This is a genomic window from Bacillus sp. YBsi01 (genome assembly GCF_038406745.1).
Classification (GTDB): domain Bacteria; phylum Bacillota; class Bacilli; order Bacillales; family Bacillaceae; genus Bacillus; species Bacillus siamensis.
Genome location: NZ_CP151679.1, coordinates 1,602,119 through 1,621,505, shown reverse-complemented (window position 1 = coordinate 1,621,505; position 19,387 = coordinate 1,602,119). Strand labels below are relative to the sequence as shown.

General features: G+C 46.1%; 20 protein-coding genes and 2 pseudogenes. 19 read left to right on the top strand and 3 right to left on the bottom strand.

Annotated elements, in window-relative coordinates:
* Positions 1–3 precede the first annotated feature (3 nt).
* From aroE to AADZ70_RS07990, 6 genes are read left to right on the top strand one after another with little or no spacing between them, the layout of a single operon-like run.
* Complete coding sequence (aroE, locus tag AADZ70_RS08015; protein WP_016938888.1) at positions 4–846, top strand: shikimate dehydrogenase; 843 nt, start codon at positions 4–6, stop codon at positions 844–846.
* Complete coding sequence (gene yhbY, locus AADZ70_RS08010; protein WP_003152858.1) at positions 840–1,130, top strand: ribosome assembly RNA-binding protein YhbY; 291 nt, start codon at positions 840–842, stop codon at positions 1,128–1,130. Before aroE ends, yhbY begins: the two co-directional genes overlap by 7 nt.
* Positions 1,131–1,140: 10 nt before the next feature.
* Complete coding sequence (locus AADZ70_RS08005) at positions 1,141–1,710, top strand: nicotinate-nucleotide adenylyltransferase (RefSeq protein ID WP_045926759.1); 570 nt, start codon at positions 1,141–1,143, stop codon at positions 1,708–1,710.
* Positions 1,700–2,260 carry a bis(5'-nucleosyl)-tetraphosphatase (symmetrical) YqeK gene (gene yqeK, locus AADZ70_RS08000; protein WP_047475592.1) on the top strand — a complete coding sequence of 187 codons (561 nt, stop codon included), beginning with the start codon at positions 1,700–1,702 and terminating at the stop codon, positions 2,258–2,260. The genes AADZ70_RS08005 and yqeK overlap by 11 nt, the downstream gene beginning before the upstream one ends.
* Positions 2,261–2,276: 16 nt before the next feature.
* A complete protein-coding gene (rsfS, locus tag AADZ70_RS07995; protein WP_016938891.1) occupies positions 2,277–2,633 on the top strand; it encodes a ribosome silencing factor in 357 nt (118 codons plus the stop codon).
* The gene (locus AADZ70_RS07990; RefSeq protein WP_045926757.1) at positions 2,630–3,367 is read left to right on the top strand and encodes a class I SAM-dependent methyltransferase; all 738 of its coding nucleotides are present in this window, start codon (positions 2,630–2,632) and stop codon (positions 3,365–3,367) included. The genes rsfS and AADZ70_RS07990 overlap by 4 nt, the downstream gene beginning before the upstream one ends.
* 68 nt (positions 3,368–3,435) lie before the next feature.
* Here the strand turns inward: AADZ70_RS07990 and comER are convergent, their stop codons facing one another.
* Positions 3,436–4,257 (bottom strand): late competence protein ComER, encoded by an 822-nt coding sequence (gene comER / locus AADZ70_RS07985; protein WP_016938893.1) that lies wholly within the window; start codon positions 4,255–4,257, stop codon positions 3,436–3,438.
* Between the two features lie 58 nt (positions 4,258–4,315).
* Here comER and AADZ70_RS07980 point away from each other — a divergent pair, with 58 nt between their 5' ends.
* The 3 genes from AADZ70_RS07980 (at position 4,316) to AADZ70_RS07970 (ending at position 7,917) form a co-directional block, all read left to right on the top strand.
* Positions 4,316–4,930 (top strand): helix-hairpin-helix domain-containing protein, encoded by a 615-nt coding sequence (locus tag AADZ70_RS07980; protein WP_342007964.1) that lies wholly within the window; start codon positions 4,316–4,318, stop codon positions 4,928–4,930.
* Positions 4,931–4,995: 65 nt separating this feature from the next.
* Positions 4,996–5,565, top strand: a complete 570-nt coding sequence (locus tag AADZ70_RS07975) for a ComE operon protein 2 (RefSeq protein WP_342007963.1) — start codon at positions 4,996–4,998, stop codon at positions 5,563–5,565.
* Positions 5,566–7,917, top strand: a complete 2,352-nt coding sequence (locus AADZ70_RS07970) for a DNA internalization-related competence protein ComEC/Rec2 (RefSeq protein WP_342007962.1) — start codon at positions 5,566–5,568, stop codon at positions 7,915–7,917.
* A gap of 18 nt (positions 7,918–7,935) precedes the next feature.
* On the opposite strand, the gene AADZ70_RS07965 is transcribed toward AADZ70_RS07970, so the two are convergent.
* A complete protein-coding gene (locus tag AADZ70_RS07965) occupies positions 7,936–8,070 on the bottom strand; it encodes a YqzM family protein (protein ID WP_003152870.1) in 135 nt (44 codons plus the stop codon).
* A 40-nt stretch (positions 8,071–8,110) separates the two neighbouring features.
* On the opposite strand from AADZ70_RS07965, the pseudogene AADZ70_RS07960 reads away from it, so the two are divergent.
* Both AADZ70_RS07960 and holA read left to right on the top strand, forming a co-directional pair.
* Positions 8,111–8,265, top strand: a pseudogene (locus AADZ70_RS07960) (hypothetical protein).
* A 39-nt stretch (positions 8,266–8,304) separates the two neighbouring features.
* Positions 8,305–9,346 (top strand): annotated as a pseudogene (gene holA / locus AADZ70_RS07955) (DNA polymerase III subunit delta); the annotation flags it as partial.
* Between the two features lie 17 nt (positions 9,347–9,363).
* Here holA and rpsT read toward each other — a convergent pair.
* Positions 9,364–9,630 carry a 30S ribosomal protein S20 gene (rpsT, locus tag AADZ70_RS07950; RefSeq protein ID WP_003152876.1) on the bottom strand — a complete coding sequence of 89 codons (267 nt, stop codon included), beginning with the start codon at positions 9,628–9,630 and terminating at the stop codon, positions 9,364–9,366.
* A gap of 202 nt (positions 9,631–9,832) precedes the next feature.
* On the opposite strand from rpsT, the gene gpr reads away from it, so the two are divergent.
* The 8 genes from gpr to dnaK all read left to right on the top strand — a co-directional run bounded on the left by gpr (position 9,833) and on the right by dnaK (position 19,330).
* Positions 9,833–10,939: a GPR endopeptidase gene (gpr, locus tag AADZ70_RS07945; RefSeq protein ID WP_049627048.1), complete on the top strand. Its 1,107-nt coding sequence runs from the start codon at positions 9,833–9,835 to the stop codon at positions 10,937–10,939.
* 67 nt (positions 10,940–11,006) lie between these two features.
* Positions 11,007–12,200, top strand: coding sequence for a stage II sporulation protein P (locus tag AADZ70_RS07940; RefSeq protein ID WP_342007961.1), 1,194 nt, complete (start codon positions 11,007–11,009; stop codon positions 12,198–12,200).
* Between the two features lie 16 nt (positions 12,201–12,216).
* A complete protein-coding gene (locus AADZ70_RS07935) occupies positions 12,217–12,555 on the top strand; it encodes a YqxA family protein (RefSeq protein ID WP_003152882.1) in 339 nt (112 codons plus the stop codon).
* 131 nt (positions 12,556–12,686) lie between these two features.
* Complete coding sequence (gene lepA, locus AADZ70_RS07930) at positions 12,687–14,522, top strand: translation elongation factor 4 (protein WP_342007960.1); 1,836 nt, start codon at positions 12,687–12,689, stop codon at positions 14,520–14,522.
* 58 nt (positions 14,523–14,580) lie between these two features.
* Positions 14,581–15,720, top strand: coding sequence for a radical SAM family heme chaperone HemW (hemW, locus tag AADZ70_RS07925; protein ID WP_342007959.1), 1,140 nt, complete (start codon positions 14,581–14,583; stop codon positions 15,718–15,720).
* An 80-nt stretch (positions 15,721–15,800) separates the two neighbouring features.
* On the top strand, positions 15,801–16,832 hold the full coding sequence (hrcA, locus tag AADZ70_RS07920; RefSeq protein ID WP_016938903.1) for a heat-inducible transcriptional repressor HrcA: 1,032 nt from the start codon (positions 15,801–15,803) through the stop codon (positions 16,830–16,832).
* A gap of 59 nt (positions 16,833–16,891) precedes the next feature.
* A complete protein-coding gene (gene grpE, locus AADZ70_RS07915) occupies positions 16,892–17,467 on the top strand; it encodes a nucleotide exchange factor GrpE (protein WP_016938904.1) in 576 nt (191 codons plus the stop codon).
* A 24-nt stretch (positions 17,468–17,491) separates the two neighbouring features.
* On the top strand, positions 17,492–19,330 hold the full coding sequence (gene dnaK / locus AADZ70_RS07910) for a molecular chaperone DnaK (RefSeq protein WP_016938905.1): 1,839 nt from the start codon (positions 17,492–17,494) through the stop codon (positions 19,328–19,330).
* Positions 19,331–19,387: the final 57 nt, after the last annotated feature.

The following is a 19,387-nucleotide window of genomic DNA, read 5'->3' as shown; positions in this document are numbered from 1 at the left end:
AGCATGAAACAATTGTACGGAGTAATCGGAAATCCGATCGGGCATTCAATGTCACCCGATATTCATAACGCGGCTTTGAAAGATAAGAACATCAACGGGCAGTATTTTGCGTTTCAGGTGGAACCTCACAACCTCAAGGACGCCGTTAACGGAATTAAAGCACTGGGCATCTGCGGAATTAACGTTACAGTCCCGCATAAAGTCGCGATCATGGAGCATCTGGATGAAATACATGAAAGCGCAAAAGTACTCGGAGCCGTAAATACCGTCAAAAGAGAGGGAGACAGGCTCATCGGGTATAATACTGACGGAGACGGATTTTATAAATCCTTAGTCAAAGTTTTGGACAAACCGATATCAGAGCTCTCCATTCTAATGATAGGAGCGGGAGGGGCGGCAAGAGCGATTTTTACGACGATCGTCCGCAAAGAGCCGAAACAGTTTGACGTTTGCAACCGCACACCGGAAAAAGCAGAAAGTCTGATTGCGGCCGCTCCCTCTTTTCAGCAGAAACGCGCTCTTACATTAGAAGAAGCTGAAAATCAGCTTGAGCAATATGACGTCATTATTCATACAACATCTGTCGGCATGTATCCGAACACGGATGCCGTGCCGCTCTCACTGGAACGGGCCAAAGCGGGCGCCATCGTTTGTGATATCGTATACAACCCGATTCAAACGGCGTTATTAAAAGAAGCCGAAAAAAGAGGTTTGACTACCCTTGACGGCATCGGCATGTTTGTAGAACAGGCCGCACTGTCCTTCAAGCTGTGGACGGAACAGGAGCCTGACAGCGGCCTGATGAGAGCAATTGTTGAAGGAAAACTAGGAGGAACACAATGTTAACAGGAAAACAAAAACGGTTTTTGCGTTCAAAAGCGCATCATTTAACGCCTATTTTTCAAGTGGGAAAGGGCGGAGTCAACGAAAACATGGTGAAACAGATTGCCGAGGCTTTAGAGGCAAGAGAGCTGATTAAAGTCAGTGTGCTTCAAAACTGCGAAGACGATAAAAACGATGTCGCAGAAGCCCTTGTGAAAGGCAGCCGTTCACAATTGGTGCAGACGATCGGAAATACGATCGTATTGTATAAGGAATCAAAGGAAAATAAACAAATCGAGCTTCCGTAAGGTGGTTGACATGAAGAAAATCGGAATATTCGGGGGCACATTTGACCCTCCGCATAACGGTCATCTTCTGATGGCTAATGAAGTCCTTCATCAGGCGGAGCTCGATGAGATTTGGTTTATGCCGAATAAAATTCCCCCGCATAAGCAGAATGAAGACTTTACCGACAGCCGGCACCGGGTTGAGATGCTGAAGCTTGCCATCAGCTCAAATCCCGGTTTTAAGCTTGAGCTGGCGGAAATGGAGCGGAAAGGTCCTTCTTATACCTATGATACCGTCCGTTTACTGAAGGAGCGGCACCCGAACGACAAGCTTTTCTTTATTATCGGGGCGGATATGATTGAATATCTGCCGAAATGGTACAAACTGGACGAACTGCTTACACTCATTCAATTTATCGGAGTGCGGCGCCCGGGGTATCATATTGAGACCCCGTATCCGCTGCTTTTTGCCGACGTTCCGGAATTTGACGTATCGTCAACGATGGTGAGAGAACGTCTCAAAGCAAAAAAAACGACGCAATACTTAATGCCGGATAAAGTGAGGCAGTATATAGAGGAGAATGATTTATATGAATCGTGAGGAAGCACTTGCCTGCGTCAAAGAACAGCTGACCGAGCATCGCTACATCCACACAATCGGCGTGACAGATACGGCGGTTATTCTCGCAGGCCGGTTCGGAGCAGATCCGAAAAAAGCGGAAATGGCGGCTATTTTTCATGATTACGCCAAATTCCGGCCGAAAGAAGAAATGAAGCAGATCATCGTGCGGGAAAAAATGCCGGCTGAGCTTTTGGATTACAATGCCGAGCTGTGGCATGCTCCTGCGGGGGCCTATCTGGCTGAGAAAGAAGCGGGGATCACTGACCCCGAGATCTTAGACGCGATCCGCTATCACACGTCAGGGCGTCCCGGAATGACCCTTTTAGACAAAGTCATTTACGTGGCGGATTACATTGAACCCGGCCGCCATTTCCCCGGAGTGGAAGATGTGCGCCGCCTGGCAGAAACGGATCTGAACGAAGCGCTTATACAAGCGCTGAAAAATACAATGATATTTCTGATGAAAAAAAACCAGCCGGTCTTCCCGGAGACATTTGCAACCTATAACTGGCTGGTGTCTCAAAATTGACAGGAGGAATATGGAAATGGATCAAGCTTCCGTATTAAAAATCGCAGCAAAAGCATGCGACGATAAACGTGCAGAGGATATTTTAGCGCTCGACATGGAAGGAATCTCACTTGTAGCGGATTACTTTTTAATCTGCCACGGGAATTCTGATAAACAGGTTCAGGCAATTGCACGTGAAATTAAAGATCAGGCAGAAGAAAACGGCATTGATGTCAAAAAGATGGAAGGGTTTGATGAGGCCCGCTGGATTTTAGTTGATCTCGGCGATGTCATTGTTCACGTTTTCCATAAAGATGAAAGAAGCTACTACAATCTTGAAAAGCTATGGGGCGACGCGCCGCTCGCAGAGCTTGAACTCGGCTTGAACTCATGATTTACCAAGGCTTCGCCGGCGTATATGACGAGTTAATGTCCCATGCGCCGTATGATGAATGGGCGGGCTGGATCGAAGCCTCTCTTCCGGAAAAGGGAAGGGTGCTTGATCTTGCCTGCGGAACCGGAGAAATATCCATCAGGCTTGCCGAAAAAGGCTGCGAAGTCACGGGGATTGATTTGAGTGAAGACATGCTGAGCTGTGCCCAGCAGAAAAAAACGGGAAAGCCGATTCTTTTTCTCCAGCAGGATATGAGAGAGCTTTCCGGTTTTGAAGAACAGTTTGATGCCGTAGTCATCTGCTGTGATTCCCTCAATTACTTAAAAACGAAAAATGATGTCTTGAACACCTTCAAAAGTGTTTTTCAAGTTTTGAAGGAGGACGGCCTGCTTCTGTTTGACGTCCATTCCCCATATAAAATGACGGAGCTTTTTCCGGACAGCACCCATGCGGACCAGGATGAGCAGATCAGCTATATTTGGCAAAGCTTTGCCGGCGATGAAGAGCTTTCTGTCATCCATGATATGTCCTTTTTCGTATGGAACGGACAAACTTATGACCGCTATGACGAGACGCATGAGCAAAAAACATTTTACATTGAAGAATATGAACAAATGCTTGCAGAGACAGGATTTGAACTGAAGAAAGTGACGGCTGATTTTACAGACCGGCCTCCTTCAAGAGAGTCCGAGCGTCTTTTCTTTACGGCAGGCAAACCAAAAACCATCGTTTAAACAAAACGATGGTTTTTAAAATGCATTTTTGCCGATTGGCACGTTATAGCGTTTTATGGCATACTCATTTACACGTGAAATTGCTTCTTCACTAAAGATATATCTTCATCGTATTTGTCATGTGTACGCTGAAAGACGCGGTTGAACATATCCTGTACACCGCTTTCAAGCGCCTTCAGTCCTTCCCCGGTGACGCCACCTTTAACGCATACTTTTTCCTGCAAGGCGGGAAGGGTATAATGCCCTGTTTCCAGAAGCTTTCCGAGACCGACAAGCATTTCCGTCGACATAATTACGGCTTCTTCTTTGGTAATATCCGTTTCTTCCACTGCCGCGTCAATAAAGCGCTGAACGAGATAACTCATAAAAGCAGGGCCGCAGCTGACAATGTCTGACGCCGCCCTTGTTATGCCGCTGTTGATTTCTACAGGCTTTGAAATATGAGTGATCAGCGTTTGGATATCCGCTTTTGCAGCCTCACTGCAGCTATTGCCGAACGTAACAAGCGAGACACCGGCAAAGGCGCGGTTTGTAATGCTCGGAATGACACGGGCCGTCTGGCACGGAACCATATGTTCAATCTGTTCCGTTTGAACGGGGCTGGTAATGGAGATTAAAATGTGATCTTTTCGTAAATGAGGTGTGAGCTTCTTCAGCAAAGGATATATATCCAGCGGTTTTACACAAATGAATATCATTTCATTTTCCTGTACGAGCTTTTCCTGATCCTCGGTGACTTGGATGCCGCTGAAACGCTCTTTTAGTTTTAATGCTTTTTCGATTGTTCTGTTTGTGATGGTGATATGTGAGGGATCGGCAGCGTTTGATTCAATTAACGATTCAATCAGGATCGTTCCCATGTTTCCGGTGCCGATAAAGCCTATTTTCAATGAATTCCCCTCCTTTTTCCCTTAATCCTCTAAACCTTATGCGGGGAGGCAATGCAATATGACGAAAGCGATGATGACGGAGCAGCTGCGGCGGAACCTGAAAATTCTGGGTGTTTGTCTTGCGGCAGGAGCGATTTTCATCTGCATTTGGCTGTTTCGTCCTGAAAAAGAAGAACCGGTCAAACAGCAGTCCGTGCTCGGCCAAACAGCCTCAGCATCCGGCACGGACAAAACAGACACCGCAGACGATAAGATTATGATTGATATGAAAGGCGCGGTCCGAAATCCCGGCGTGTATGAAATGAAGGCGGGAGACAGAGTGACACAAGCCATTGAGAAAGCCGGCGGCCTGAAGGAAAAGGCGGATGAACTGAATGTTAATTTAGCAGAGCAGCTGCAAGATGGGACGGTCGTTTATATTCCGAGTAAAGGCGAAGAGGAGAATCGCCCGAAAACTGCAGCAGGTGAAAAGGAAGATGCCCCTGTCAATATCAATACGGCAACTCTGGACGAACTTCAGGCGATTTCCGGTGTGGGACAGAAAAAAGCGGAAGCGATTATCGCCTACCGGGAAGAAAACGGACGATTTCAGACTGCTGAAGATTTGATGAAGGTATCAGGTTTTGGAGAAAAGTCATTTGAGCGGATAAAAACTTCCATTACGGTAAAGTGAATTGACGGTTTTGCTCAAAACTATGTAAACTTAGAAAAGCAACAAGACTTTTGGAGGGAACACTTGTGGAACGAATCTCATGGAATCAATATTTTATGGCGCAAAGCCATTTGCTGGCGCTGAGAAGCACATGTCCGAGACTGTCAGTCGGAGCAACCGTTGTCAGAGACAAGCGGATGATTGCCGGCGGGTACAACGGTTCAATTGCCGGCGGCGTCCATTGTGCAGATGAAGGATGTCTTTTAATTGATAATCACTGCCAGCGGACCATACATGCAGAGATGAATGCAATTCTGCAATGTTCTAAGTTCGGTGTGCCGACCGAGGGCGCCGAAATTTATGTGACGCATTATCCTTGTATTCAATGCTGTAAATCAATTATTCAGGCGGGCATCAAAACGGTCTATTATGCCGAAGATTACAAAACACAGCCATACGCAAAAGAGCTGTTCACCCAAGCCGGAGTCAAGGTGGAGCAGGTTGAACTTGATGAAATGATCATTGATCTGAAAAACCGCGAAAAATTGTCTTTTGTAGCGGGTTTGATTCAGCAATTATCTGATGCGGGAGTTAAGGCAGATAAACTGAAAAAAATTCATGAACAGGCCAATGAGCTGTTTACCAGTTACGTATAAATGAAATATAAATACCTTCTTCTGCCTCTGGCGGCAGTTTCTGCAACCGCGGGAATTGCCGCCGCAAATTTCTTCTGGGTTCTATTCTTTTTCCTTCTGTATCTTCTCTTTATTTTTGTAAAAACAAAGCAGTACACACCGTTTATCGTCAGCCTCGTTTCTTTTTGTCTTTATTTCTTTCTGTATACGGTTTATGACGCTGCGAATGTATCCCGGTATCAGGCCGGGAACTATACTGAACAGGCCGTCATCACAAATATTCCGAAGGTTGACGGGGCGAAAATGTCAGCCGTTATCCGAACTCATGACAAAGAAAAATGGGCCGCTTCATACAAAATCCGGTCTCTTGAAGAAAAAAGTCTCATTGAACAGCTGGAACCGGGGATGCGCTGCGTGTTTACCGGCTCTTTGGAACAGCCCAGACATGCGACGTCTCCCGGAGGTTTTGATTATAAGGAATATCTTAATTCTCAGCATATTCACTGGTTATTTTCCGTGACTTCCATTCAGCAGTGTGAAAAATCCGGCATACCGCTGTATAAACTGCTGAACATCAGAAAGAATTTGATTTCGATCATTCAAAATCACGTGCCTGAATCCTCTGCCGGAATTGTCGAAGCGCTGACCTTGGGTGAAAGATTTTCTATAGAGGACGATATACTGAACGCTTATCAAAATCTGGGAGTCGTTCATTTAATGGCCATTTCCGGAATGCATGTCGGCCTGATTACGGCGGGAATATTTTATGTTCTGATCAGAATCGGGCTGACAAGAGAAAAGGCGGGGATTTTACTGCTGTTTTTTTTACCGGTGTATACGCTGTTAAGCGGTGCGGCCCCATCCGTATTGCGCGCATCCCTCATGCTGGGTTTTTATATCGCCGGAACTCTTTTTAAACGCAGTATTCATTCTTCGGCTGCATTGTCCGTGTCTTATCTGCTGCTCCTCATGTTTAATCCTTACCTCCTTTGGCAGGCGGGCTTCCAGCTTTCTTTTGCGGTAAGCGCCGCTTTAATTCTGTCATCCTCCATTTTAAAGAAAGCAGGGAAAAGAAGACTTGCCGGGCTTGCGATGGCCTCATTCATTGCGGAGCTCAGTTCGCTTCCGTTTCTGCTCTATCATTTTCAGCAGATTTCGCTTGTCAGTTTTCCGATGAATATGGTAATGGTGCCTTTTTATACGTTATTTGTCATTCCGTTTTCGGTCATCGGTTTCCTTCTTCTCTTACTTTCAAGGCAGATGGGGGAATGTTTGTTTTATATGTTTGACCTTGTGATGAGGCCTGTGCATGATTTCATGACATATGCGGCATCCGTTGATTTATTTACAATGATTGTGTCAAAGCCTGACTTTCTTTCCCTTCTTCTGCTTGCGGTTTCCGTGTTTACGCTTTTTGCAGCTTTGGAAAAGGGAGGTTTTTTGAAACTCAGGAAATCGCCTCTTTTTTTCTGCGCGGTTTTGGTTTATTTAATGTTCCGTCCTTATTTCAGTCCATGGGGAGAAGCGGATATGCTTGATATCGGGCAGGGAGACTCGCTGTTTATAAGTGCGCCGCACCGCAAAGGAACCGTAATGGTTGATACAGGGGGAGTGGTGGCTTATCCGGAAGAATCATGGAAAGAAAAACGCCACCCGTATTCTATCGGTGAGAAGGTTTTGATTCCGTTTTTGAACGGAAAAGGGGTGAAAAAGCTGGATGCGCTGATTTTAACCCATGCGGATCAGGATCATATCGGGGAAGCCGGAGTATTAATCAAAAAACATAGAGTCAAACGGTTGATTGTTCCCACGGGATTCGTGAAGGAACCGAAGGACCAGGACATATTGAAGATGGCGAAAGAAAACAACATTCCCGTTGCCGAAGCAAAGCGGGGCGACACCATTACAGCCGGTAATCTTCAGTTTCAGGTGCTGTCCCCGAAGTCGTCTGACGTAAAGAGTAAAAATGATTCGTCACTGGTGCTTTGGACGGTTTTAGGCGGAGTGAGCTGGCTTTTGACGGGAGATTTAGAATCGGACGGCGAAACGGATTTGCTGAAAGCGTATCCGAATCTGAAGGCTGATATATTGAAGGTCGGTCATCACGGCAGCAAAAGCTCTACGAGTGAAGCTTTTTTGAAACAGCTTCAGCCGGAAGCGGCACTGATTTCGGCAGGTGAAGATAATCGTTACCATCATCCGCATGAAGAGGTGCTGGATCGTTTGAAAGCGTACTCTGTCAATGTACTTCGCACCGATCTCAGCGGAACGATTCAATACAGATTTAAAAAAGGCGCCGGAACGTTTTCTGTCTTTCCTCCATATGATATAGAAGAAACCAGGGCGCAGGAAGTAAAAAAGACTGCCGATTGACAGCAGCCCGGAATGCGGCTAAGAGCCGATAAGATGGATGGCTGTTGCCATCACGAACAAAAAGGCGAAAAATCCGAAGGACACGACAAAACCGACAGCTGAGTCAACAGCATCATTTCGTTTGCTTTGAACGTTTTTTTCAAAATCATTCAATTTCATCCCTCCTGACATCCCTAAGTATACTGGAATTGTTTTGAAAAATCTAGAAGTGATGGTAACGTTTTCTGTTCTTGTGATTATCGCCTTTTTACAAGCAGCCCCGGGAGCTTGTGAATCAGGCGTTTATTATAAATGAGGAAGCTGGCCTTTTTAAAGCTTCCTCTTTACTATTTGCCTGACTCAATTTAGGATAGAAGGGGATCAAGAAAGAGAGGAAGTCATACGATCATGGTATTTGATGTTTGGAAAGCCCTGAAAAAAGGGGATGTCCGCTCCGTTTATTGTTTATACGGAAAAGAAACGTATCTTCTCCAAGAGACTGTCAGCCGGATCAGACAAGCTGTCGTTGATGAGGGGACAAAAGATTTTAACCTGTCTGTTTTTGATCTTGAAGAGGATCCGCTTGACCAGGCGATAACCGATGCGGAAACGTTTCCGTTTATGGGGGAGAAGCGGCTGGTCATTGTGAAAAACCCGTCTTTTTTAACAGGGGAAAAAAAGAAAGAAAAAATAGAGCACAATACAGGCGCTCTTGAGACTTATCTGAAGGAGCCTGCGCCTTATACGGTTTTTGTGATTGTGGCTCCGTATGAGAAGCTGGATGAGCGGAAAAAACTGACGAAGGCGCTGAAGCAGCAAGCTCTGATGATTGAAGCGAAGGAGCTGAATGCAAAGGAGACGACTGACTTTACGATTAATCTGGCAAAATCCGAAAATAAAACGATCGACACAGAAGCTGCCGAGCATTTGGTTCTGCTTGCAAACGGCCACCTGTCCTCCATATACCAGGAAATACAAAAACTCTCCGCCTACACCGGAGACAGACATGAGATTACGCTTGAAGATGTCCGGGAGCTTGTCGCGAGAAGTTTGGAGCAGAATATTTTTGAGCTGATCAACAAAATCGTGAACCGAAAACGGACGGAAAGCCTTCAAATATTTTATGATCTTTTAAAACAAAACGAAGAACCGATCAAAATTATGGCGCTGATCGCCAACCAGTTCCGTCTCATTATGCAGACGAAGTATTTTGCCGGACAAGGATACGGTCAAAAGCAAATCGCATCCAATTTAAAGGTGCACCCTTTCCGGGTAAAGCTGGCGATGGACCAGGCGAGGCTTTTTTCTGAAGAAGAGCTCAGGCGTATTATAGAGAAACTCGCAGTGATGGATTACGAAATGAAAACCGGGAAAAAGGACAAGCAGCTCTTGCTGGAGCTCTTTCTTCTTGAACTTCTCCGGACCGAATGAAAAAAACGATCCCCGTTACCAGGGATCGTTTTTGTATTATGCAGAAAGTCCGTTCACTTGTTTCGCAAGTCTAGATTTGTATCGAGCTGCGGCATTTTTGTGTACAAGACCTGTTTTCACTGCTTTATCAATGCGTTTCGCTGCTTCAGAAAGAGCAGTTTTCGCTTTATCCGCTTCGTTGTTGGCAACAGAAGCTTCTACTTGTTTGATTGCAGTACGCATAGCAGATTTGATTGTCGCGTTATGAGCGCGGCGTTCGTTGTTTGTTTTTGTACGTTTAATCGCTGATTTAATGTTTGGCATGTGTTTCACCTCCTAAGATACAACCTGTAGCACAGTGTCTTAAGGTTAAATCTTCTTCACAATAGAACAAATTGTATTCTATCAAACAGAACTTTAGATTGCAATATAAATGTAAAGTATTTTTCGTTGATGGGTAAATTCGCATGATTCGTTTTACAAATGGCCACACTATGTACCACGATGATTGAAGGAGGTCTTCCCCGTGAAAAATAACGAACTGGATGTCAATCAATTTCTGATACGGACGGATTTAGCAGTAGAAACAAAACAGGCGGTAAAAGACAGACAAGCCGGTCAGAAAAAAGAAATAAACGGGTTTATTGAAAAAGAACGCGACAAGGGCGGCATTAAAGTCAGAACGGTGGATATTACAAAAGAAGGCGCCGAGCTATCGGGCAAAAAGCAGGGGCGCTATGTCACGATCGAAGCGCAGGGTGTGAGGGAGCACGACTCTGAAATGCAGGAAAAAGTAACGGAAGTGTTTGCCGAGGAATTTTCCGCTTATCTGTCGGCATTAAACATTCCAAAGGATGCAAGCTGTTTGATCGTCGGTCTCGGCAACTGGAATGTGACGCCGGATGCACTCGGCCCTCTCGTGACCGAAAATCTGCTTGTGACGCGGCATTTGTTCAAGCTTCAGCCGGAAAATGTGCAGGAAGGGTACAGGCCGGTCAGCGCGCTTGCTCCCGGTGTGATGGGATTAACGGGAATTGAAACGAGCGATATTATTCAAGGCGTGATCAAAGAATCGAAGCCGGATTTTGTGATTGCTGTAGACGCTCTTGCGGCAAGAGCTGTTGAAAGGGTGAACACGACCATCCAATTTTCTGATACGGGCATTCACCCGGGATCAGGCGTCGGCAATAAGAGAAAAGAATTAAGCAAAGAGACGCTCGGCATCCCAGTCATCGCGATCGGTGTACCGACTGTCGTTGATGCGGTGACGATCGCAAGCGATACAGTGGACTACATATTAAAGCATTTCGGCAGAGAAATGAAAGATGACAGCCCGTCGAGGTCTTTGGTGCCCGCCGGAATGAACTTCGGCAAAAAGAAGGTGCTGACAGACGAAGATCTTCCCGGAGAAAAAGAGCGCCAATCCTTTTTAGGTATTGTCGGCACGCTGGACGAAAACGAAAAACGCCAGCTGATTCATGAAGTGCTTTCTCCGCTCGGCCATAATCTGATGGTCACGCCGAAGGAGATTGACACCTTTATTGATGATATGGCGAACGTGCTAGCAAACGGGCTAAACACCGCCCTTCATGAAAAGGTCTCACAAGATAACAAAGGTTCTTATAATCATTAAAATGGTTCTACCTCCTCTAGCTTGTTCATAGAGTAATTACTAGACAAGCGCTGGAGGGATTCAAATCATGAGAAAAAAACGCAGAAACCGTCAAATTGTCGTTACAGTAAACGGTGGAAATGCGCTCAAGGGCATGTTTTTGTTTATGACAAGCCTTATCGTTATTTTCGTATTATCCGGTGTGCTCACATCGCTTCGCCCTGAACTGAGGCTTTCTTCCGATTCTCTTCACGGAATTGCCGGAGAGCTTCCGGGTGACGCGTTTGCACACCTCCTTGGCATGGAAAATCATTATTTCGCATCAGAGCTTCCTGAAAGAGACTCATTTCAGCTGTCACGGCTTTCCTTAAAACTGGCGACAAGCATTAACCTGGAAGACCCGCGGAGCTTCTTGGGACGCGAGCTGCCGGGATTTGCCCAATACGATACGGAGATCCTGTTGGCGGGGCAGGGGACGGATTATACGAATATGCCGGCTGAATCTCCGCCGCCGTCAAAGGTGATGGAAAAAGAAAAAGAAGTGAATCTTGCAGAAATCGAAAACAAAACGAAAAAAGAAGAAACGGCGCCGCCGAAGCATTCGACCGGCAGCAAAAAAGTCGTCTTTATTTATCACACTCACAATACCGAATCCTATCTCCCTCTGTTAAAAGGGGAAACAAATCCGGATAACGCCCGCCATTCGAAGGCCAATGTCACGCTTGTCGGAGATATGTTCGGAAAAGCGCTGGAAGCGCAAGGCGTAGGAGCGGACGTAGATAAAACCGACATTCAGGGCCGCCTGAACAAAGACGGTTTAAATTATGCGCGAAGCTATGATGAATCAAGACCGGTTGTAAAAAGCGCGCTCGCCAAAAATAAAAATCTGCAATATACCATAGATATTCACCGGGATTCCCGCCGTAAGAAAAATACGACAGCTGATATTAAAGGAAAAAGCTATGCCAGAGTGGCCATCGTCGTCGGCAAAAAAAGCGCCAATTTTGAAGAAAACTATAAACTCGCAAGTGAACTTCATAAGCTCATGGAGGAAAAATACCCCGGCTTAAGCGTCGGTGTTTTATCAAAAGGCTCTCCGGGAGATAATGGAGTATACAACCAGGATTTAAACGACCGGTCGCTTCTGCTGGAATTCGGAGGCGTGGATAACAACCTTGAAGAACTGAGACGCGCATCCGATGCCGTAGCCGATGTATTCAGCGAACTGTACTGGGATGCTGAAAAAGTCAGCTCGCAATCAGGAGAGAAGAAAAAACAATAGAAATCAGGTGATGCAAATGATCCGATTTACCGGCAAATGCCTGCTGATCGCCATCGTCATGTTTGTCGGCGTTTTGTTCGGCATGCAGCAGGCAAACAGCGGAATGCTTGATATGAAAGGATACAAAGACCCCTCCTTAAAAGGTGCATTCACGCTTGGCGGCGGAGAGGGTCAGGAAAAAGAGGCATCCATTTTGGGCCAAACCGTTACGGCGAAAGATCTGGAAGAAAAACAAAAACAGCTGGAACAGGCGGAAACCTTCAACCTGTTTTCAAAAGCCGGGGAAACCCTTTCAAATACCGTGACGGACTCAGCCCAGGCGATGTACGAGTGGGTTTCGAAACTGAACCGATAGCATTTTAAGGAGAAAAGCGGACGATTCCAAACAGGAAGCTTTTCTCTTTCTTGTTTTAATTGAATGTTTACAATCCTATTGATATAATCTAAGCTAGTGTATTTTGCGTTTAATAGTAGGAGTGATAGATTGTGACAGATAAAGAAAAGCGTTTAGAGAGGCAGTCAAGAATCCGGAATTTCTCGATCATCGCCCATATAGACCACGGCAAATCGACCTTGGCGGATCGGATTTTAGAAAAAACATCGGCGATTACCCAGCGGGAAATGAAAGAACAATTGCTTGATTCAATGGACCTTGAACGCGAACGGGGAATTACCATCAAATTAAATTCCGTTCAGCTGAAATACAAAGCAAAAGACGGAGAAGAATATATATTCCATCTCATCGACACGCCCGGACACGTCGACTTTACATATGAAGTATCACGAAGCCTGGCTGCTTGTGAAGGCGCGATTCTCGTTGTTGATGCGGCCCAGGGAATTGAAGCGCAGACATTGGCGAACGTCTATCTGGCGCTTGATAATGACCTTGAGATTCTTCCTGTCATTAATAAAATCGATCTCCCGAGCGCAGAGCCGGAACGTGTGCGTCAAGAAGTTGAGGACGTTATCGGCCTTGACGCTTCAGACGCCGTCCTCGCTTCAGCGAAAGCAGGTATCGGCATCGAAGACATTTTAGAGCAGATCGTAGAAAAAGTGCCTGCTCCCTCAGGAGATCCGGAAGCTCCGCTGAAAGCGCTCATCTTTGACTCCCTTTATGACGCGTACCGCGGAGTCGTCGCGTATATCAGAGTCGTAGAAGGAACGGTAAAACCTGGCCAGAAAATTAAAATGATGGCGACCGGAAAAGAGTTTGAAGTCATCGAAGTCGGCGTCTTCACGCCGAAAGCACAGCCCGCTGACGAATTGACAGTCGGTGATGTAGGCTATTTGACAGCCGCAATTAAAAATGTCGGCGACACCCGAGTCGGTGATACGATTACAAGCGCGGTTAAACCTGCGGCAGAAGCGCTTCCGGGCTACCGCAAACTCAATCCGATGGTCTATTGCGGACTTTATCCGATTGACACAGCCAAATATAATGACTTGCGCGAGGCTCTGGAAAAACTTGAATTGAATGACTCCTCCCTTCAATACGAGGCGGAAACGTCACAAGCCCTCGGCTTCGGCTTCCGCTGCGGCTTTTTAGGAATGCTTCACATGGAGATCATTCAAGAACGGATTGAACGGGAATTTAAAATTGATCTCATCACGACCGCGCCGAGCGTTATTTATGACGTATATATGACGGACGGTGAAAAGATCATCGTCGATAACCCGTCAAACATGCCTGACCCGCAAAAAATAGAACGGGTGGAAGAACCTTATGTCAAAGCGACGATGATGGTTCCGAACGATTATGTCGGAGCGGTTATGGAGCTTTGTCAGGGGAAACGGGGCAACTTTATCGATATGCAGTACTTAGACGCCAACCGGGTCAGCATTGTATACGAGATGCCTCTTGCGGAAATTGTTTATGAATTTTTTGATCAGCTGAAGTCCAGTACGAAAGGGTACGCCTCTTTCGATTACGAGCTGATCGGCTACAAGCCGTCTAAACTCGTCAAAATGGACATTATGCTGAATGCAGAAAAAATTGATGCGCTGTCATTTATCGTCCACCGCGATTACGCATACGAGCGCGGAAAAGTCATCGTCGAAAAATTAAAAGAGCTGATCCCGCGCCAGCAATTCGAAGTGCCGGTGCAGGCGGCAATCGGACAGAAAATCGTGGCGCGCTCAACCATTAAAGCCATGAGGAAAAACGTTCTTGCAAAATGTTACGGCGGAGACATCTCGCGGAAACGGAAGCTTCTTGAAAAACAAAAAGAAGGAAAACGCCGGATGAAGCAGGTCGGCTCAGTCGAAGTGCCGCAGGAAGCGTTTATGGCCGTCCTTAAAATGGATGACAGCCCGAAAAAATAACGGAAGCCGCCGCAGTCCCGCACTGCGGCTTCTTTCTGTAAAGAAGAAGGTGTTTCAAATGAAATCAGCTTATATTCATATTCCGTTTTGTGAGCATATCTGCCACTATTGCGATTTCAATAAATATTTTATTCAGAGCCAGCCTGTCGATGAGTACTTAAACTCACTCGAAAAGGAAATGATAAATACGATAGAACGTACGGGCCGCCCTGATCTTCGCACAATTTTTATCGGGGGAGGCACGCCGACATCGCTCTCACCCGCCCAGCTTGAAAAACTGATGGATTCCATTCACCGCGTGCTGAAGCCTTCTGACGGATTCATTGAATTTGCCGCGGAAGCGAATCCGGATGACTTGTCCTCGGAAAAATTAAAAATCCTGAAAAATGCCGGTGTCAATCGGCTGAGCTTCGGTGTTCAAACTTTCGAAGACGCGCTTTTGCAGAAAATCGGCAGGGTGCATAAACAAAAGGACGTGTTCAGCTCCTTTGAACGGGCGAGGGCGCTCGGTTTTGACAACATCAGTCTCGATTTAATGTTCGGCCTGCCGGGACAGACGCTGGCTGACCTTGACAATTCTGTTAAAACGGCTTTGTCGCTGGATGCGGAGCACTATTCCGTTTACTCGCTGATCGTCGAGCCGAAAACGGTGTTTTATAATTTAATGCAAAAAGGCCGTCTGCATCTCCCGGCGCAAGAACAAGAGGCTGAGATGTATGAAACGGTCATGAGGCAGATGAGTGAAGCGGGCATCCGTCAATACGAAATCAGCAACTTTGCAAAGCCCGGGTACGAGTCGCAGCATAATCTGACCTATTGGAGCAATGAAGAGTATTTCGGTTTTGGCGCAGGGGCTCACGGATATATCAGCGGCACCCGCACCGTCAACGCCGGTCCCGTGAAACATTATATTCAGCTCATCGAAGAAAAAGGGCTGCCTTACCGGGACACGCACGAGGTGACACGTGAAGAGCAGATTGAGGAAGAAATGTTCCTCGGTCTCAGAAAAATGTCAGGCGTGCAAAAAAAAGCTTTCCTGGATAAATTCGGACGTTCAGTCGACGAACTGTTTCCTGATATTCTCAAAGATTTAACTGAAAAAGGCCTGATCTGTGACTCGGAAAAATCGGTAGCATTAACGCATGAAGGCAAATTATTAGGAAATGAGGTTTTTGGCGCTTTTTTGGGTGAGTTATAATTGACATTTTTCTTTTCGTTTGTTACTTTTGATATAGAATTAGCACTCGCTGACCTTGAGTGCTAACAGGGGTGATGATGATGTTAACAAATCGTCAGCTGTTGATCCTGCAAGTGATTATTAATGATTTTATACAATCAGCGCAGCCTGTAGGATCAAGAACTCTTTCAAAAAAAGACGAGATTACATTCAGCTCTGCAACGATCAGAAACGAGATGGCTGACTTGGAGGAATTGGGCTTTATTGAAAAAACCCATTCATCCTCAGGACGGATTCCGTCGGAAAAAGGGTACAGGTATTATGTCGATCATTTGCTGTCACCTGTCAAGCTGACAAAAACCGATCTGGATTTAATTCACTCGATATTTAAAGAAAAAATCTTCGAGCTTGAAAAAACAGTCCAAAAATCAGCGCAGATCCTGTCCGAACTGACAAACTACACATCGATTGTTCTCGGGCCGACGCTGAGCGAGAATTATCTTAAGCAGATTCAAATCGTTCCGATCCAGCCGGATAAGGCGGTCGCCATCCTCGTTACGAATACGGGGCATGTCGAAAACCGCACGATCAATTTCCCGGCTAAAGTGGATTTGGCCGATATTGAAAAACTGGTCAATATATTGAACGACCGATTAGCGGGCGTTCCGATGGACGAACTGAATGAGCGTATTTTTAAAGAGGTTGTCACATATTTAAGGCAGCATATCGCCAACTATGACAGCATTCTCGAATCGCTCCGCTCCACATTCCATCCGGCGGGCCATGTTGAGAAATTATTTTTCGGCGGAAAAATCAATATGCTGAATCAGCCGGAGTTCCATGATATTGAACGGGTCCGCTCGCTCTTATCCTTAATTGAAAAAGAGCAGGATGTCCTGAAGCTGTTTCAGTCGTCAAAAGCCGGGATTTCAATTAAAATCGGAAAAGAAAACGACTACGAAGAAATGGAAAACTGTAGCCTGATCACGGCCACCTATACGGTTGACACGAAGCAGATCGGATCAATCGCCATTATCGGGCCGACGCGCATGAATTATTCAAGAGTCGTCAGCCTGCTGCAGCATGTGACTTCGGACTTGTCAAAAGCATTCACAAGTTTGTATGATGAATAAGGGAATTTTGGCAATCATTTTCAGTCATCTTTTTACAGCATTTGAGGGAGGTGAACACAATGTCAGAAGAAAAACAAACCGCAGAACAGGTTGAAGCAGCAGAACAAGAAGAAACGACAGAACAGGCAGAACAAGCCGCTTCACAAGAACAGCATGAAGAAACGGCAGGTCAGGAAGAAGCCCTTCAGCACCAAATTGATGAATTGCAGGGTTTGCTTGATGAAAAAGAAAATAAGCTTTTGCGTGTTCAAGCAGACTTTGAAAACTATAAACGACGCAGCCGCCTTGAAATGGAAGCTGCTCAGAAATACCGTTCTCAAAACGTCGTAACGGAAATCCTTCCGGCTCTCGACAACTTTGAACGGGCCTTACAGGTAGAAGCTGAAAGCGAGCAGACAAAAAGCTTGCTGCAAGGTATGGAAATGGTCCGCCGCCAGCTGATGGACGCTCTTGAAAGAGAAGGCGTTGAAGCCATCGAAGCTGTCGGTCAGGAATTTGATCCAAACCTTCACCAAGCCGTCATGCAGGTGGAAGATGAAAACTTCGGCAGCAATATTGTTATCGAAGAACTGCAAAAAGGCTACAAACTGAAGGACCGCGTCATCCGTCCTTCAATGGTTAAAGTGAATCAATAACTACATAGCAGGAGGTAATTCAAAGTGAGTAAAGTAATCGGAATTGACTTGGGTACGACAAACTCATGTGTGGCAGTGCTTGAAGGCGGCGAGCCGACAGTTATCGCCAACGCTGAGGGTAACCGTACTACTCCGTCAGTCGTTGCATTTAAAAACGGCGAGCGCCAAGTAGGGGAAGTGGCAAAACGCCAATCTATCACAAACCCTAACACAATCATGTCTATCAAACGCCATATGGGTACTGACTATAAAGTAGAAATCGAAGGAAAAGACTACACGCCTCAAGAAGTGTCAGCCATTATCCTTCAGCATCTGAAAGCATACGCTGAAAGCTACCTTGGCGAAACAGTTTCTAAAGCTGTTATCACAGTTCCTGCATACTTCAACGATGCAGAGCGCCAAGCGACAAAAGATGCCGGTAAAATTGCCGGTCTTGAAGTAGAGCGTATTATCAACGAGCCGACTGCAGCAGCGCTTGCATACGGACTTGATAAAACGGACGAAGACCAAACGATTCTTGTTTACGACCTTGGCGGCGGTACGTTTGACGTATCTGTGCTTGAACTTGGCGACGGCGTGTTTGAAGTCCGTTCAACTGCCGGTGACAACCGTCTTGGCGGGGACGACTTTGACCAAGTCATCATCGACCATCTCGTAGCAGAATTCAAAAAAGAAAACGGCATTGATCTGTCAAAAGACAAAATGGCGCTTCAGCGTTTGAAAGATGCGGCTGAGAAAGCGAAAAAAGATCTTTCCGGCGTATCATCTACGCAAATTTCTTTACCGTTTATCACAGCGGGAGACGCAGGTCCTCTTCACCTTGAACTGACACTGACCCGCGCTAAATTCGAAGAGCTTTCCGCTCATCTCGTTGAGCGCACAATGGCTCCTGTCCGTCAGGCTCTTCAAGATGCGGATCTTTCTGCAAGCGAAATCGACAAAGTTATCCTTGTCGGCGGATCTACACGTATTCCTGCCGTACAGGAAGCAATCAAAAAAGAAACAGGCAAAGAAGCGCATAAAGGCGTAAACCCTGATGAAGTTGTAGCGCTGGGTGCTGCAATTCAAGGCGGCGTCATCACAGGAGACGTAAAAGACGTTGTTCTTCTTGACGTTACACCGCTGTCACTCGGTATTGAAACAATGGGCGGCGTATTCACGAAACTGATCGACCGCAATACGACAATTCCGACAAGCAAATCACAGGTGTTCTCAACTGCTGCTGATAACCAAACAGCCGTTGACATTCACGTGCTTCAAGGTGAGCGCCCGATGTCTGCCGACAACAAAACACTCGGCCGCTTCCAGCTTACTGACATCCCGCCTGCACCGCGCGGCGTGCCTCAAATCGAAGTTTCTTTCGATATTGACAAAAACGGTATCGTAAACGTAAGAGCGAAAGACTTAGGCACAGGCAAAGAACAAAACATTACAATCAAATCTTCTTCAGGTCTTTCTGATGACGAAATCGAACGCATGGTGAAAGAAGCGGAAGAAAACGCTGACGCTGATGCGAAGAAAAAAGAAGAAATCGAAGTCCGCAACGAAGCTGACCAGCTTGTGTTCCAAACGGAAAAAACATTAAAAGACCTGGAAGGCAAAGTGGATGAAGAGCAAGTGAAAAAAGCAAACGACGCGAAAGACGCGCTGAAAGCAGCTATCGAGAAGAACGAAATTGAAGAGATCAAAGCGAAAAAAGATGAGCTTCAAACCATCGTTCAAGAGCTTTCCATGAAGCTTTATGAAGAAGCGGCAAAAGCGCAGCAGGCTGAAGGCGCGGCAAACGCTGAAGGCAAAAAAGCGGACGATAACGTTGTCGATGCGGAATACGAAGAAGTAAAAGACGACGAAGCGAAAAAATAAGTTCTTTCCGCAGAACGCGGAAGAACACACAGCATATTCTGATTCAACAGACAGAAA